Source organism: Luteolibacter ambystomatis, from assembly GCF_018137965.1.
In the GTDB taxonomy this organism is placed as follows: domain Bacteria; phylum Verrucomicrobiota; class Verrucomicrobiia; order Verrucomicrobiales; family Akkermansiaceae; genus Luteolibacter; species Luteolibacter ambystomatis.
This window is the reverse complement of the sequence record NZ_CP073100.1, coordinates 5063747-5078122: the sequence shown is the minus strand read 5'-3', so window position 1 is coordinate 5078122 and position 14376 is coordinate 5063747. Positions and strand designations below refer to the sequence as shown.

Below are 14376 nucleotides of genomic sequence, written 5' to 3'. Positions count from 1 at the left end.
TGGGAGGGACTACACCGTCACGCTATTTTCCACAGGAGAATCCCTGCCTCAAGAAAGAAGCGAATCGTGAGTTTAACGGAACCATTTGATGATTGATCTGTTTTCCCAACTCGCTCTATGTTAGGCATGCTATGATTAAGAAATCCCTTGCACTCGCATTGGCACTGACCGGCTCCGCATGGGCCGGCCCCTCATCGAAAGCCCCGATCCCGCCGCCACAGGAGCCGGATCTCTGGCATTGGTTCATCGGCGGCAGCGCCGGTTACCTCGTCGACTTCGAGGAGCCCTACTACACCGGCCACATCGGTGTGGACACCCCATGGAAGGTCGGAGGCTGGGACATCGCCCTCTTCGCGGAACTCGGCTACACGGACAAGGACCAGAGCACCTCGGTCATCGACCCGAACGTGGTCGTCGCGGTGGTGCGTGCCCCGCTGAATGCCGAGCTGGAGGTCATGCCGCTCACCTTCAACGTGAAGTTCGAGCGTCCGCTGACCGGCAACCTCAACGCCTACTTCGGCGCGGGTATCGGCGTGGCATTCACCGACTTCTCCGCCACAGCGATCTTCTCGCCGGGACCGGTGCCGAGTCTCAATGTCTCGCAGGATGACACCGTGTTCGCCGCCCAGGTCTTCGCCGGACTGATCTACAACTTCAGCCCGAACTTCGAAATCTTCGGCGGTGCCCGCTGGCTCTATGTCGATGCCGACAACAGCGCCCCGGCCGGGCTTGACCTGGAATTCGACAGCGACTTCAGCTTCGACCTCGGCGCGCGCTTCACGTTCTGAATCCACCTCCACCAGCCTTTGGAAAAACAAACAGCCCGCCGGTGATGGCGGGCTGTTTCGTTAGGGAATGGTCCTCGCCATCACATCACTTCTTCTCCACGTAGAACACCTGCACGTTGAGGGGTTCTCCGGTTTTGCCGAAGGCATTGACGGTGATCTCACGCTTCCCGCCGCTGAAATGAATGGCGAGGTTCCTTTCGCCATTCAAATCGAATGAAGAATCCGATGAAGAGTTGAGGGAGAGCTTGTCCGCCTCCGCCTTGTAGAAGGTCTTCACATCCTCCAGCGGATCCCTGGTGGTGAAGGAAAGCATGCCCGTGTTCTGGGTGGATTCCTCCGCGACCATCGGCAGGGTTTCATCCGTTACACCCGGGTAGCGCGGCACCCATGAAGGCACCTTGGACAGATCGCCGCCGCCGAACTGCACGACTTTGCCATCCTTGTCCTTGAAGGTGAACCTGCCCTTGGCGAGATCATCGTAATTGAGAGTCATCTGCTCGCCGGTGCTCTTCACCCGGATGGTCATCTCACCGGTGGCGTCGTTCTCGGAAACTTTTTCCAAGTCCTTGTTCGCTCGCACCATCAGTTCCGCAGAGGCCTTGCTAGGGTTCTTGGCCATGTCCTTGACTTTGCCGATGCCCCACATCGTCACGCAGACCGCGGCGATGATTCCGAGGATGACGATACCCCCGCAGCCGATGCCGACCCAAGCCATCGTGGGGAGACCTTTCTTCTGAACAGGCGCGGGCGGCGGAGGTGGTGGCATGTTACTCATGGCATATGCATCCTGTTGGAAGCCATGGCGTTTTCAAGAAAGGAATTGCTTTCTGCCACTCACGTCACCTAACGTGCTACTTGTCATGAAAAAAGCCATCCCCATGCTTATCGCGTTGGCCGGTCCTGTTTGGGCCGGGGAAGTCCATTCGTCCAAAGCTCCCATCCCGCCGCCGCAGGATTCCTGTCTGTGCGATTGGTTCGTCGGAGCCAGCGCCGGTTACCTGCTGGATTTCGAGGAGCCGATGTACACCCTGCAGTTCGGCCGGGACCTGCCGGTCAATCTCGGCGGATGGTGCATGGCCACCTATCTGGAACTCGGCTACACCGACAAGAGCGCGAACCGCCTCGTCGACTTCCAGCGGCAGGTATTCGTGAACTTCGATGAAGAGCTCCAGGTCATCCCGCTCACCCTGAACGTGAAGTTCGAGCGGCCGATCACCGACAACCTCAATGTCTTCATCGGTGCGGGTCTCGGCGTGGCATTCACGGAGTTCGAATCCCGCTCCACCATCGCCCAGGTCAAGGAGAGCGACACCTCCTTCGCCGCCCAGGCCTTCATCGGTCTGGCTTACAACGTGAACAAAGACTTCCAGATCTACGGCGGCGCCCGTTGGATCTATGTGGACTTCGAGGCCCCGAGCACACCTCTGCTTTTCGGCAGCAGCGACCTCGACTTCGACAGCCAGGCGCTCCTCGAACTTGGCGCGCGCTTCAAGTTCTAACGACAACTCTCACCTCAAGGAAAACGGCCGTCCGTGTGACCCACGGGCGGCTTTTTCGTTGGAGGCTCCGGCAGACCGCTGGGATCGACCGGATTCGCGGTGTCGGCAGGCCATCACTCCCACCCTTTATCCTTGCCGGGAACCCCCTCTCCTCCGTTCCCTTGGCGCACCTCCCATGTCCGCCCGCACCGGTATCCTGCTGCTTGTTTCCGGCCCTTCCGGCTCCGGGAAGACCACGCTCTGCCGCCGCCTGTCCGGCGAGAATGAGGCACACTACTCGATCTCCTGCACCACCCGCGCGCCTCGCCCGGGCGAGGTGAACGGCCGTGACTACCATTTTCTCACGCCGGATGAATTCTCCCACCGCGTCGCCGCCGGGGAGTTTTTGGAACACGCCACCGTCCACGGCAACAGTTACGGCACCCTCCAATCCGAAGTGCTCGGCTATCTCTCCAACGGCACCGATGTGGTGATGGACATCGATGTCCAGGGAGCCGCCCAGGTCCGCGCCTGCGAGGACCCGGCGATCCGCGCCGCACTGGTGGATATCTTCGTGATGCCCGCCACCGAGGACGAACTGCACGCCCGCCTCTCCGGCCGAGGAACGGACAGCGCGGAGGTCATCGCCCTGCGCATGCGCAACGCGCTGGAGGAAATCGCTCACCAGCACGAATACACCTTCCACTTGCACTCCGGCACCCACGAGGAAGATTACCTGCGGTTCAAGGCGCTGCTCCTCGCCGAGCGTCTGCGCGCCGCCCGGCACATCCACCCATGAAAATCCTGCTCGGCATCACCGGTTCCATCGCCGCCTACAAGGCCGCGGACCTCGCCTCGCAACTGGTGAAGGCCGGCCACGAGGTGCATGCCGTGATGACCCGCGCCGCCACCGAGTTCATCACCCCGCTCACGCTCCAGACGCTCACGCGCCAGCCGGTGCTGGTCACGCTGGAGGACGAGAAGCAGTCGTGGAAACCCGGCCACATCGAGCTGGCGGATTCGGCGGATCTTTTCCTCGTCGCCCCGCTCAGTGCGAACGTGCTCGCGGAGTTCGCCCACGGCCTCGCGCCCGATCCCCTCACCTCCTGCTATCTCGCACTGCCACGCACCACCCGCGTGCTGCTCGCTCCGGCGATGAACGGCAAGATGTGGCTGCATCCCGCGACGCAGCGCAACGTCGCGCAACTGCGCGCGGACGGATGTGAATTCGTGGGACCGGATACCGGCGATCTCGCCTGCGGTTACCAGGGCATCGGCCGCATGGCACCAGTGGAGGAGATTCTCAAGGCAGTGGCGTCTCCTGCTCGCGCCGGTCAATGAGCCTGCCCGAGCGGCGGCCCAGCCATGCGGACAATTCCGCACCCGCGAGGAAAGCCTGGATCGAGAGGAACAGCCAGAATAGGAACAGCAGCACCGTCAACCCGCTGCCGATGATCGAAGCCCACAGGGTATGGCGCAGGTAAAGGTCGAGCAGGCCTTTCAACGACACCGCCGCCAGCGCGCCGAACGCGGCTCCCACAAACGCATGCCGCCACAGCGGACGCCGCCGCGGCAGGATCTTCAGGATCATGGTGAAGGCGAAGGTGAGCAGCAGGAAGGTCGTGAGCCAGCGTGATTCCTTCTGGAGATTGAACTTCGCCACCCACGGCGAATCCATCTGGCTGGTCACGTAGCCGGCGATGCCTTCCATCGCGCTGCCCGCGATCAACAGCACGCCGAAGAACAGGATCAATGACGCGCACAACGCCCGGGACAGCAGCCTGCCCAGCCAGCGCCGCGCCGGATCGGCCGGAGCCGCCTCGTTCACCAGATTGAGCGATTGCCGCAGCTTCGTGAGCACGTGCGATCCCGCGTACAACAGGGTGAACATGGCGATGGCGAACGCCACCGGTTGCGAACGCGGAGCGATGCGCGCGGATTGCAGCATACCCTCGACGATCATCGTCGCGTCCGGCCCGATCACCGCATTGAGCTGCCGTTCCAGTTCGCCATGGGCCGCCTTTTCCCCCAGCACCACCCCCGCCGCCGTCACCCCGAACAGCAGCAGCGGAGCCAGCGAGATCAGCGCATAGAAGGCCAGCGCCGCCGCGTTGTCCGTGTGACGGTGCCGCTCCCACAACCGGGCGATATTCCGGCAGGTGACGATGAACGGAATGGGATTCATGCGGCCGACGGCGAGTCTAACACAGGCACGAAGGGAGGAAAAGCCGCCTTCACTCCGTCACTTCCATGCCCAGCAGGCACACGTCGTCATCGAAGTGGCGGCTCTCCGAAAACGCCAGCACGCTGCCGAGGATGGCATCGAGCATCGCATCGAGCGGCTGGCCGCTGGAAGCCGCCACGTTTTCCATCAGACGCTTCTCGAAGAACGCCTCACCACTGCCATTCTGCGCCTCCAGGATGCCATCGGTGAAAAGGATCAGCCGGTCCACCTCCGCCAGCGGCAGGCTGCCCACCGGATAGGTCGCCGCCGGGATCAAGCCCAGGCCCGGACCACGCTCCGCCTTTTCCGTGGCCAACTGGCGGACACCACCCTGGCCCGAAACCACCGCCCCCGGATGGCCCGCGCAGGCATAGGCCAGCGTGCCCGCCGCGCGATCCACCACCGCGTAGAAAGCCGTCGCGAACATCGTCGTGCCCGCGCGGTTCAGGATCGAGCACAGACCGTCATTGAGCCCGGTGAGAAACGCGCCGGGATCGCCCGCCTGACCGCGCTGCTTCTCCAACAGGCCGCGCAGCATCGCCACCACCAGCGCGGAGCGGACGCCGTGGCCCATCACATCACAGATCAAAAGCCCTGCCGAATGTTCCGAGATCGGCATCACCTCGAAGAAGTCTCCCGCCAATCCCGAGATCGGAATGTATCGCGCGCCGAACTTGAGATGCTCCACCTGGGGAAACTGGCCGCTCGCCAGCGCCTGCTGGATCTCACGGGCGAGAAGCAGTTCCTCTTCATACGCCTGGTTCCGCACGGACAGCTCCGCCGCCAGCTTCGCCGCCTCCTTCTGCGCCACCACCAGATCGGTCACATCGCCGGACACACCGAAGGTTCCCTTCACGCGCCCGAGATGATCGCGCCACGGAAACTTCGAGGTCTGAACCCACGTCTCCTCGCCCTGCCGCCACGTTTCGCGCTCGAGCTTGTCGGTGATCGACTGACCGCTTTCCAGAATCATCCTCTCATCGTACGCGGCAGGCCCCCAGTGCGCCTCGTTGAAGAAATCGCGGTCGTGCTTTCCCACCAGATTCTGCGGATCACCCACGCCCATCCAGTCCGCCATCTTGCGGTTCGCCAGCACGAAGTGGGACTCCACGTCCTTGAAATAGATCTGCAAGGGCACGTGGTCGATGAGCTGCTTGAGCAAATGCCGCTCCTCCTCAAGCTGCGCCTCCGCGGTCTTGCGCAGGCTGATATCGATCATTGATCCCGCGATCCGCGTGGCGTGCCCGTCACGATCGCGTACCACCGTGCCTCGGATGCGCAGCCAGCGCCACACGCCGCTGCCGGCGCGCACGCGGCAATCGATCGAAAGCTTCTCCGGCCCGCCATCGTCCAGCGCCTGCCGCAGCGCCCGCTCGAACGCCATCCGCTCCTCCGGATGCACATGATCGTAGGCTGGCAGGAACAAGTTCGGCGCGGACATCTCCGGGCACTCCAGGAACTCCAGAATGCGCCGCGAGTAGTAGATTTCCTTCCTCCCCACGTACCAGTCCCAGATCCCCTCGTTGGAGGCTTTCAACGCGAGCACCATCCGTTCCGCCACCTCGCCTTGGCCGGGTTGACCATCCTTGCTCATCAAATGCAGCATTGACCGAAGGGCGTCCCTGCGGCAACCCGTTTCACGATGAAAATCCCGCTCCTCGCCTTGCTTTTCGCAATCCCGGCTCTCGCCGGGGAAACCGTCCGGCCGCTCGACAAACCCGACGCGTGGGAATTCGGCGACAAGGCAGCCTGGGTCTGGGGCAAGGATGGCGCGGACACCGTGCTCACCCTCAAGACGCCCTCCGACTTCAAACCGAAGGTCCGCAGCCCCTTCAACCTCGCTTGGTTCACGCCGAAGGAGTTCAAATCCTTCACCCTCACCGTCGATGCGCGGCTGACCAAGTTCGACAAGACCAACAACGACCTCTGCATCGCCTTCGCGAAGCAGGATGAGAGCCGCTTCTACTACGCCCACCTCGGCGTCCGCGCCGATGACGTCCATGACCAGATCCACCTCGTGGACCACGCCGACCGCAAGGCCATCACCGCCACCCGCGGCACCGGCATTCCGTGGAAGCCCGGCACCTGGCACAAGGTGAAGCTCGTCCACGACACCGCCACCGGCGACATCACCGTCTGGTTCGATGACATGACCAAGCCCGTCCTCACCGCCAAGGACAAGACCCTCGACCACGGCAGGATCGGCATCGGCTCCTTCGATGACCTCGGCGAGTTCAAGAACCTCGTGATCGAGGAGAAATAGTAGCACAAGCATTCCTGCTGTGAGCTGGAACGGCGGATTCCGGAGCAAGGCTCCGAACCACCCGACAATTGGTTCCTGCTTTCAATTCCCCCTAATGTCCGACCCCGCCGAACGCTTTCTGAATATTCTGGCCCGTCCGTTCTCGGACAATGCAGAGCTCCAGATCCATGTCCGGCGGGGATTGGAAGAACGCATGACCGCTGCAGCCGGAGATCCCGCCGCGTGGGACAAGCCGGCCACCACTCTCGATTTTCACGACAAGCAACTCTGGCGCAGACGCTGGCGCTGGTGGCTGGGAGTCCTGGTTTTGCTGGTCTCGCTGGTCTGCCTGCGTCCGATGATCGAGAAAATGGACGAATTCGAGGACCTTGCCTCAGACCCTTTCATGCGAGGGTATTGCCCGGACAACTTCGACGAAGCAAAGCTCCAACAGCACCTCTCCAAAACCCTCCCCGAGGAACAGCAGCGGGTTCTCTTCGGTGGTGGGTTCACCAGTAGAGCGGAAAAGTGGGAGGCCCTTTGGAAGCACTTTCCCGACCGCCCCGACTACCTCGCCCAGTATGCGTCCGCGCGTGCTCCATGGTCGCTGCCCGATGGCTTTACGACTACTGCGGAAAGAATCGACCCGGACAACGCCTGGTTTCCCGCTTTCGCGGCAGCAGTGAAATCCAGGAAAGCCGTGGATTCCAAGGCGCAGACCAAAGCTCAAACCCTCGCCCATGCACCCAAGGAATGGGATGTCCTGGATGCCCCGCTGCTGGCGGCATGCATGGAGCTGTTGCACAAGGCCGCCTCGATGCCCCGCTTCGATTCCTACTCCGCCCGCTTGAAGAGAGAGAAGCTGGCTCTCCTGCCACCAGCCACAACTTCGGTGGAGAGAATGCAGAACCTATCCTTCGTCTCACAAGGGCGATCAGGGACCATTCCGTTCCAGATGCTCCACCGCGCGGTCGCCGCGCAAGCCTGGCTTCTTGCCAACCAGGGAAAGAAGGAGGAATTCCAGACACTGGCGGCGGATTGGACGCGCGTGGCTCACTGGCAGGCCGAATCGAGCGACAGCATGCTGGAAAACGTGATCATGCGGAGCGATCTGATCAACCCGTTGTCGAACCTGGGCGAAGGAGCCGAACGACTCGGCTTCAGCCAACAGGCGGCGCGCTTCAAGATCGCGGCTCAGCAAGCGCGGACCGCTGGCGATCCACGCCGCATCAGGGAAACGCCTGCCGAGGTGGAGCAGGCGTTGAAAAACCATGGCGGCGCCTTTGCGAGGGAAGTCATCACTCCGACGTCCGCCTTCGTGGATGATCCGCCCGTGCCTTCCGCTTCCGCGCTGAAGCCGGATCGCATGGTGGATCAGTCGCGTTTTCATCGGATCGTGTGCGTGGCCGTGTTCCCCGTGGCCCTGCTCATGAGTTCCGCCTGTGCGCTCTACCGCTTTCGTTCCGGGCACCTGCTGCGCCGCCTTTCCGCACGCTTGACCGATGCCCTTGGTCCCGCCGATTGGGCATGGATCTTCGCCGCGGCGGTCCTGCCACTTGTACATCTTGCGATCCTCTACTCCTTCACTCCTTTGGGTGGCCGCGAGTGGGGATATGACAATCCGGGCAGGGTAACCAAGATTGTCCAACTTGCAGCCTGGCTCCTGCTCACGATGACGACACCGGTGGTTGCCGCCCGCTGGCGGTTGCAATGCCGTCTTCCCGGCATCGCCATCACCAACCGTCGTCCCTTGGGTTTGGGAATCCTTGTCACTCTGGGTTATATCGCCTCCGGCATCGCGGGCATCTACTACCTGTGCTCCTATCCGGAAGCTGAGGTGGAGTTCCTGAACCTGAGCCACTCCCTGCCTTCCGGCATGGAGTGGCCGGCGATCGCCTCGCTGCTCCTGCTGCCGCTGCTGTGGTGGTGGTTCTCCCATCTCCTTCGGGCGGCATGCACCAGCTATGGTCATGCGTTCGGACGACAGATGATGGCGCGCATGCTGGTGCCCGCCTGGACTTTCCTTCTCCTTCCCGTGGCGCTGCTGATCCCGCTCTGCGAGCTCCAGGAGCGCTACTGGATTCCGCGCGACACCCTGTTGGGACCCGGGCTCGACCTCGCCACCTACGAAGGACAAATCGTCTCACGCATGAAGGAAGAAAATCTCGATGTCCTCCGGATTCTGGAGCCGGATCGGTAGAAGGATCTTCTGGAAGAAGTAGCGAAAGCACGGAAAGATCGATGCGCTCCATGGCCACACCCGCCGAACGCTTCCTGAATATTCTGGCCCGTCCGTTCTCGGACAATGCGGAGCTACAGATCCACGTCCGGCGGGCCATGGAGGAGCGGATGACATCCACCACCACCGATCCGGAAGCATGGGACGCACCCGCCGCAGCCCTGGATGCCGGTAACCAACATCCCTGGCGGAGGCGCTGGCGATGGGGACTGTGGCTCACGGTGCTGCTGGTCTCCCTGGCCTGCCTGCTTCCGATGGCCCGGGAGATATACTTCTACAAACGTCTTGGCGCGGATCCGTTCAATGCGATCAGGATCTATGGAGGTTATTTCAATGAGGATTACCTCCAGCAGCAACTCCCGGAGTCTCTCTCGCCCGAACAGCGGTTGATTCTCTGCGGCGAAACCGCACGAGGCGCTGCCGGAAGGTGGGAAGCCCTTTGGAAGAAGTTTCCCGATCGACCCGCCTACTACGCCCAGTATGCCCACGCCTATGCCTCGGAGCGGTCGGACCTGCCGAAGGATTTCCTCGCCACGGCGGAAAGAATCGATCCCGACAACGCTTGGTTTCCCATGTTCGCAGCGGCCGTGAAATCGACCGGAGTCGTGAAATCGAGGAAGCAAAGCAGAGCCCAATCCGATGCCCATGTTCCGAGGGAGTGGGACGTATCGGATGAACCCCGGCTGGCCGAGTGCTTGGAACTGCTGCACAGGGCGGCCACCCTTCCACGTTTCGATGCTTACGCAACCGAACTGGCCGGGGAGAAGCTGGCCGTGCTGCCGCCCGCCACGGATACCGCCGAGCGCCTGCGGAATCTCAACTTCGCCTCGCACGGTTCCGGGGGAATGCTCTCTTTGCCGGCACTTTCCCGGGCAGTTGCCGCCAAGGCCTGGCTCCTCGCCAACCAGGGGGACAAGGAGGCATTCCAACATCTGATGGTGGATTGGACGCGGCTGATGCGGCAACAAGCCGGCTCGGACGACCGTACGCTCGCCGGTCTGATCGCATTGGCCAACCTCACCGCCACGTTGCCGAACCTGGCCGATGGAGCCGAACGACTCGGTCTCAGCGCGGAAGCCTCCCGCCTCCAGGAAGCCAACCGTATGGCGTGGGCCGTCAGTGATTCCCGGAGAACCAGGGCCGCTGTTGCGACGGACAAGATGATTGAGGCAGCGGTGGCAAACCATGGCAGCATGATCCTTGGCCAAATGCTCCCCGTCTGGGCCCGTCTTGTGAAGAACGCGCCCGTGCCGACAGACGCCGAACTGAAGCCGGGCCGCATGATCGACCACACGATCTTCCACCGCATCCTCTGCGCATCCGTTTTCCCCGTGGTCTTTTTCATCGCCGGGGTTGCCGCGCTCTACCGATTCCGGTCCGGACGATTGGCCCGTCGCCTGTCGGGCAGATTGGTCGAGGCAATAGCACTGGAAGACTGGACGTGGATCTTTGCCGCGGCCTTGCTGCCATCGGTCTATTTCGCAGGCCTCCATGGTTTGACGCCACTGGGGGGACGGGACTGGGGACTAGCCAATCCCGGCATGGTATCGCAGGCGGTTCAACTGACAGCGTGGCTTCTGATGACGATGGCAGCCCCGGTGGCCGCGGCCCGCTGGAGGCTGCAATGCCGCTTTCCCGGCGCCTCGATCGCCAACCGCGGACCACTGGTGCTGGGCATCGTAGTCATCCTGGGTGGCATCGCTTCCGCCATCGCAGGGATCTACTACCTGCATCCACACGAGGAAGACCTGGTGGAGATGAAATTTTTCGATGAGATCTACAGGCTGCCACCCGGGATGGAATGGCCGGTGATCGCAGCGGTGATCCTGCTGCCTTTGCTGTGGTGGTGGCTCTCCAGTCTCATGCGCGCGGTCTTCACCCGCCACGATCACGCTCTCGGCAGACAGACCGTGGCGCGCCTGCTGATTCCGGCATGGATCTTCCTGCTCCTGCCGGTGGTCGTCCTCATTCCCATCTGCAAAGCACGGGAGCGCTATTGGGTACCGCGTGACATCCTGCTGCAACCCACCCCGACCTTCACCCGCTACGAAGGAGAAATCGCCTCACGGATGAAGGAACAGAATCTCGGGATACTCCGCGTCCTGGAGCCGGATCGTTAAAAGGCTCTTCTGAAAGAAGCGTGCGAAAGCACGGAAAGATCGATGCGCCCCATGCCCTCTCCCGCCGAACGTTTCCTCGACGCCGCCGTCCGTCCGTTCTCGGACAATCCGGAGCTGCAGATCCACGCACGGCGCGAGTTGGAGGAGCGGATCGATCCCGCATCCACGGAAAATCCCTCATGGGACTCCGCGGCGGAACGGTTGCAGCACCACGATCGGAAATGGTGGCGCGGAAAGGCCGGCTTCATTTTCCTGATCCTCATCCTTGTCGCGTTTTTCACCTGCTTCTATCCCGGACTGATAAAACTTATCAAAGCCAAGGGAACGCTGGAATCCCTCGTTGATGGCTCCGGTGGATCGGAGACTCATGCTGAAATCCGGGAACGCATTTCAAAAGGAATGACTATGGACCAGCGGTTGATCCTGTTCGGCACCTCATCGGACAACTCGGGAAAGGTGGCAGATGAAGAGCTTTGGCAGCGTCACCCGGACAACCCCTGCTACCTTGCCGGCTACGCGCGCGCCTACACGGTGGAACACGGCACGCTTCCTCCGGATTACCTTGAGACGGCGGCCCGGATCGATCCGGACAATGGATGGTTTCCGGCCCACGCGGCCACCATACTCGCCAGCCGTTCGGTCAAAGCGGAGCCGCGCACCGAGGAAGAGAAAAAGGCGCGGAAGCCGAAGCAATGGAAGATTCTCGATCCCGCCGGCTTGGATCAAGCCGTGGCCCTTCTGGTGAAAGCCCGCTCGCTTCCGCTCTTCGAATCCTACACCAACGAGCGCTTTGCGGAACGGATCGCGCTGCTTCCGCCCGCGAACGATTTCGGCTCCTACATCGACCGGGTTGCGATTGCCGCCAGAGCCCCCATGGCAGGACTGTGGTCTCAGAAACTCATCGAGGTCATCGGACCTCAGGCACAACGATTGGCAGAAGAAGACAAGAAGGAGGAACTCCACGATCTCCTGCTGGTCTGGAAGGATCTGAATCCGCGAATGCTCGCAGACTCCAACGAGCTGACCGGCATTCTGGCGGTCTATGCGACCACGAGGGCTTGCGTGGGAGCATTCAGGGAGGCGGCCCGTAGATTGGATCTGGGCGAAACCTCACAATCACTGGAGCCGTTGTATGAAGCGATAGAAGCCGATTACCAGAAACGACCGCTCATCGACTCAAGCGCGTTGGAAGAGCTCGCCGACAAGCACGGCAACATGCTCTCGGTTACCATATTGCCTGTGTTCGCCCGCCAGGCCAACGCCGCCCCTGTGATCGACGGTGAATCGTTGAAACCGATCCGGCTGTTCGACCACGCATGGGGCGGCAGACTGTTGTACCTCGGGCTCTTCTCGCTCATGGGCATCGCGGCCGGATGCGCCTGGCTTTACCGGTTCCGCCATGGGCGATTGATCCGGCTACTGTCCGCACGGGTCACCGCGTTGATGACACCGGCCGATTGGATTTGGATTCTGCTGGTTGGCGGTTGCGGCCCGTTGTTGGCCTACGAGGCAATCCAGTATCTCACACCTCTTGGCATGCGTGACTGGGGCTTCTTTTACATCCTGAAGATGAAGCCTTCGCCCCAACTGAATGCCTGGGGAGTTCTCACCTTCGTCGCTCCCATCGCAATCGCCAGATGGCGTCTCGGATTGCGGACACAGACGTGGAAATTGAAGCATGCCCGACCTTGGCTGGGCTGGAGTATCCTTTTCTTTTTCCTGCTTCTGATGCCACTCGTTGGCCTAGCCATCTCCCACGATCTCGTGAAGCGATGGGAAATCGCGTGGACCACTCTTTTCGTCCTCGGCAGCCTGTGGTGGCACACGTTGGCGATCCGGGCTCTTTGCACCCGCCGGGCCACCGCCTTGGCGCGGCAGGCGACCGCCCGCCTGATTGCCGCCGCCTATGGCACGACGATGCTGGCGCTGGCTGTTGCGGCCACGGTCACCCGGTTCGAAGAACGCTATTGGCTGAAGCGGGATACTCTGATGCAGGTCGAAGCAGACAAACCCGGCTTCATGCAATTCGAATATCAGGTCGGCCAAGTTCGAAAATCGGAAGTCATGGAAATCCTCTCGCCATTGGAGGAAATCCGCTAGGCCTCCGGATACGGATTCTCGAAGACCTGCTCCACCGGCAGGCCGAATTCCACGGCGAGGCGGAAGGCGAGATCGAGCGAGGGATCGTGCTTGCCGGTTTCCAGCGCATTGATCGCCTGACGCGAGACTTTCACGCGCTTGCCCAGTTCATCCTGGGTCCAGCCCTTCGCGGCGCGCAGCTCTCTGAGGCGGTTCTTCATCAGTGGCTGGTGCGGATGAAGATCGCGGACAGTCCGAACATGGCCCAGAACAACGGAAACACCATGGCGGCGGATACGTGCGGCGCGCCCGCATACAACTCCAGGAGCCCCCAGGCGGATGCCATCGCCATGGCCAAACCCGTGGCGACGATGAAACGCTTCGCCGAGAGCGCGCGGACGAACTCATCGCTGTCACGCATCCACGCCAACAACGCCCAGATCTGTCCGATCACCGGCGCGGACACCACCAGCGCGAATACCCACGTCGCGGGCGGTCTCATGCTGTCGAAAGCTCCGGAAATGGCGGCAGCGTTGACCGCGACATAACCGCTCATGAATAAGGCGGTCCGGATCGCATACTTGCGGGCCGGGCTGATGGTGGATGGCAGGGTGGTTGTCATGGCTTGTGAATGTAAGGCATACCTGACATGGATTTCGTGTCAGGTCAACCTTACATTCGAGAATCACCCCTCCCCGTGCTCGCCCTCCTGGAAGAGACCTGATAGGCACATGGATCATGCAAACCCATGGCAGCGCCACGACCTTCCACGTCTCCGATGTCGAAGCCGCGCTGCGGTTCTACACGGAGGTGCTGGGGTTCGCGGAGCGTTTCCGCTTCGGCGATTACGCGGGCGTCGAGCATGGCTCGGTGCAGATCCATCTCTCCGGCCCGGCGGCGACGAACAAGCGCCAGACCGGCCAGGGCGGCCTCTACATCTTCTGCGATGACGTGGACGGCTATCACGCGGAGATCACCGCAAAGGGCGCGCGTGCGCAGGCACCACCGCGCGACTACGAATACGGGATGCGCGATTTCGTGATCGAAGACCCGGACGGCAATCTCGTGGCCTTCGGGAAGGAATCCGATCCGAAGACCTGAAACCCCAACCGCCTTTGCAAGATCGCCAGAGTTCCGGGCAATCGGCGCAATTCCCTCGCCCACTCCACCGACCGGAACGGATGCTGCTCCCACTCGAATCCAGCG

14 protein-coding genes are annotated in these 14376 nt (G+C 61.9%); 9 read left to right on the top strand and 5 right to left on the bottom strand.

Features of this window, described 5'->3' with window-relative positions; translation table 11 throughout:
* Nucleotides 1–131 precede the first annotated feature (131 nt).
* The gene (locus tag KBB96_RS19905) at nt 132–788 is read left to right on the top strand and encodes an outer membrane protein (RefSeq protein ID WP_211631246.1); all 657 of its coding nucleotides are present in this window, start codon (nt 132–134) and stop codon (nt 786–788) included.
* 85 nt (nt 789–873) lie between these two features.
* On the opposite strand, the gene KBB96_RS19900 is transcribed toward KBB96_RS19905, so the two are convergent.
* On the bottom strand, nt 874–1554 hold the full coding sequence (locus KBB96_RS19900) for a hypothetical protein (protein ID WP_211631245.1): 681 nt from the start codon (nt 1552–1554) through the stop codon (nt 874–876).
* A gap of 94 nt (nt 1555–1648) precedes the next feature.
* Here KBB96_RS19900 and KBB96_RS19895 point away from each other — a divergent pair, with 94 nt between their 5' ends.
* The 3 genes from KBB96_RS19895 to KBB96_RS19885 all read left to right on the top strand — a co-directional run bounded on the left by KBB96_RS19895 (nt 1649) and on the right by KBB96_RS19885 (nt 3607).
* Nucleotides 1649–2287, top strand: a complete 639-nt coding sequence (locus KBB96_RS19895; protein ID WP_211631244.1) for an outer membrane protein — start codon at nt 1649–1651, stop codon at nt 2285–2287.
* Nucleotides 2288–2462: 175 nt separating this feature from the next.
* Complete coding sequence (gene gmk / locus KBB96_RS19890) at nt 2463–3065, top strand: guanylate kinase (RefSeq protein ID WP_211631243.1); 603 nt, start codon at nt 2463–2465, stop codon at nt 3063–3065.
* Nucleotides 3062–3607 carry a flavoprotein gene (locus tag KBB96_RS19885; protein ID WP_211631242.1) on the top strand — a complete coding sequence of 182 codons (546 nt, stop codon included), beginning with the start codon at nt 3062–3064 and terminating at the stop codon, nt 3605–3607. Before gmk ends, KBB96_RS19885 begins: the two co-directional genes overlap by 4 nt.
* Here KBB96_RS19885 and KBB96_RS19880 read toward each other — a convergent pair.
* Together KBB96_RS19880 and KBB96_RS19875 are read right to left on the bottom strand one after the other, a co-directional pair.
* A complete protein-coding gene (locus tag KBB96_RS19880; protein ID WP_211631241.1) occupies nt 3570–4451 on the bottom strand; it encodes a YihY/virulence factor BrkB family protein in 882 nt (293 codons plus the stop codon). The genes KBB96_RS19885 and KBB96_RS19880 overlap by 38 nt on opposite strands.
* Nucleotides 4452–4500: 49 nt before the next feature.
* A complete protein-coding gene (locus tag KBB96_RS19875; protein WP_211631240.1) occupies nt 4501–6084 on the bottom strand; it encodes a SpoIIE family protein phosphatase in 1584 nt (527 codons plus the stop codon).
* A 48-nt stretch (nt 6085–6132) separates the two neighbouring features.
* Here KBB96_RS19875 and KBB96_RS19870 point away from each other — a divergent pair, with 48 nt between their 5' ends.
* The 4 genes from KBB96_RS19870 (at nt 6133) to KBB96_RS19855 (ending at nt 13191) form a co-directional block, all read left to right on the top strand.
* Nucleotides 6133–6753 carry a LamG domain-containing protein gene (locus KBB96_RS19870; RefSeq protein ID WP_211631239.1) on the top strand — a complete coding sequence of 207 codons (621 nt, stop codon included), beginning with the start codon at nt 6133–6135 and terminating at the stop codon, nt 6751–6753.
* Between the two features lie 94 nt (nt 6754–6847).
* Entirely contained in the window at nt 6848–8932 is a 2085-nt protein-coding gene (locus KBB96_RS19865) for a hypothetical protein (protein ID WP_211631238.1), read from the top strand.
* A gap of 50 nt (nt 8933–8982) precedes the next feature.
* A complete protein-coding gene (locus tag KBB96_RS19860; protein ID WP_211631237.1) occupies nt 8983–11091 on the top strand; it encodes a hypothetical protein in 2109 nt (702 codons plus the stop codon).
* A 51-nt stretch (nt 11092–11142) separates the two neighbouring features.
* On the top strand, nt 11143–13191 hold the full coding sequence (locus KBB96_RS19855) for a hypothetical protein (protein ID WP_211631236.1): 2049 nt from the start codon (nt 11143–11145) through the stop codon (nt 13189–13191).
* Here the strand turns inward: KBB96_RS19855 and KBB96_RS19850 are convergent.
* Nucleotides 13188–13391 (bottom strand): helix-turn-helix transcriptional regulator, encoded by a 204-nt coding sequence (locus tag KBB96_RS19850; RefSeq protein ID WP_211631235.1) that lies wholly within the window; start codon nt 13389–13391, stop codon nt 13188–13190. The two genes, KBB96_RS19855 and KBB96_RS19850, sit on opposite strands and share 4 nt — an antisense overlap.
* Nucleotides 13391–13792, bottom strand: coding sequence for a hypothetical protein (locus KBB96_RS19845; RefSeq protein ID WP_211631234.1), 402 nt, complete (start codon nt 13790–13792; stop codon nt 13391–13393). Before KBB96_RS19845 ends, KBB96_RS19850 begins: the two co-directional genes overlap by 1 nt.
* A 116-nt stretch (nt 13793–13908) precedes the next feature.
* Between KBB96_RS19845 and KBB96_RS19840 the strand changes: the two genes are divergently transcribed.
* Nucleotides 13909–14271, top strand: a complete 363-nt coding sequence (locus tag KBB96_RS19840) for a bleomycin resistance protein (RefSeq protein ID WP_211631233.1) — start codon at nt 13909–13911, stop codon at nt 14269–14271.
* The last annotated feature ends 105 nt before the right edge of the window (nt 14272–14376 follow it).

What these genes read in the sequence shown, in the direction of transcription:
- KBB96_RS19905 (WP_211631246.1), top strand. Translation starts at nt 132, where the DNA reads ATGATTAAGAAATCCCTTGCACTCGCATTGGCACTGACCGGCTCCGCA.
- KBB96_RS19900 (WP_211631245.1), bottom strand. Translation starts at nt 1,554, where the DNA reads ATGCCACCACCTCCGCCGCCCGCGCCTGTTCAGAAGAAAGGTCTCCCC.
- KBB96_RS19895 (WP_211631244.1), top strand. Translation starts at nt 1,649, where the DNA reads ATGAAAAAAGCCATCCCCATGCTTATCGCGTTGGCCGGTCCTGTTTGG.
- gmk (WP_211631243.1), top strand. Translation starts at nt 2,463, where the DNA reads ATGTCCGCCCGCACCGGTATCCTGCTGCTTGTTTCCGGCCCTTCCGGC.
- KBB96_RS19885 (WP_211631242.1), top strand. Translation starts at nt 3,062, where the DNA reads ATGAAAATCCTGCTCGGCATCACCGGTTCCATCGCCGCCTACAAGGCC.
- KBB96_RS19880 (WP_211631241.1), bottom strand. Translation starts at nt 4,451, where the DNA reads ATGAATCCCATTCCGTTCATCGTCACCTGCCGGAATATCGCCCGGTTG.
- KBB96_RS19875 (WP_211631240.1), bottom strand. Translation starts at nt 6,084, where the DNA reads ATGAGCAAGGATGGTCAACCCGGCCAAGGCGAGGTGGCGGAACGGATG.
- KBB96_RS19870 (WP_211631239.1), top strand. Translation starts at nt 6,133, where the DNA reads ATGAAAATCCCGCTCCTCGCCTTGCTTTTCGCAATCCCGGCTCTCGCC.
- KBB96_RS19865 (WP_211631238.1), top strand. Translation starts at nt 6,848, where the DNA reads ATGTCCGACCCCGCCGAACGCTTTCTGAATATTCTGGCCCGTCCGTTC.
- KBB96_RS19860 (WP_211631237.1), top strand. Translation starts at nt 8,983, where the DNA reads ATGGCCACACCCGCCGAACGCTTCCTGAATATTCTGGCCCGTCCGTTC.
- KBB96_RS19855 (WP_211631236.1), top strand. Translation starts at nt 11,143, where the DNA reads ATGCCCTCTCCCGCCGAACGTTTCCTCGACGCCGCCGTCCGTCCGTTC.
- KBB96_RS19850 (WP_211631235.1), bottom strand. Translation starts at nt 13,391, where the DNA reads ATGAAGAACCGCCTCAGAGAGCTGCGCGCCGCGAAGGGCTGGACCCAG.
- KBB96_RS19845 (WP_211631234.1), bottom strand. Translation starts at nt 13,792, where the DNA reads ATGACAACCACCCTGCCATCCACCATCAGCCCGGCCCGCAAGTATGCG.
- KBB96_RS19840 (WP_211631233.1), top strand. Translation starts at nt 13,909, where the DNA reads ATGCAAACCCATGGCAGCGCCACGACCTTCCACGTCTCCGATGTCGAA.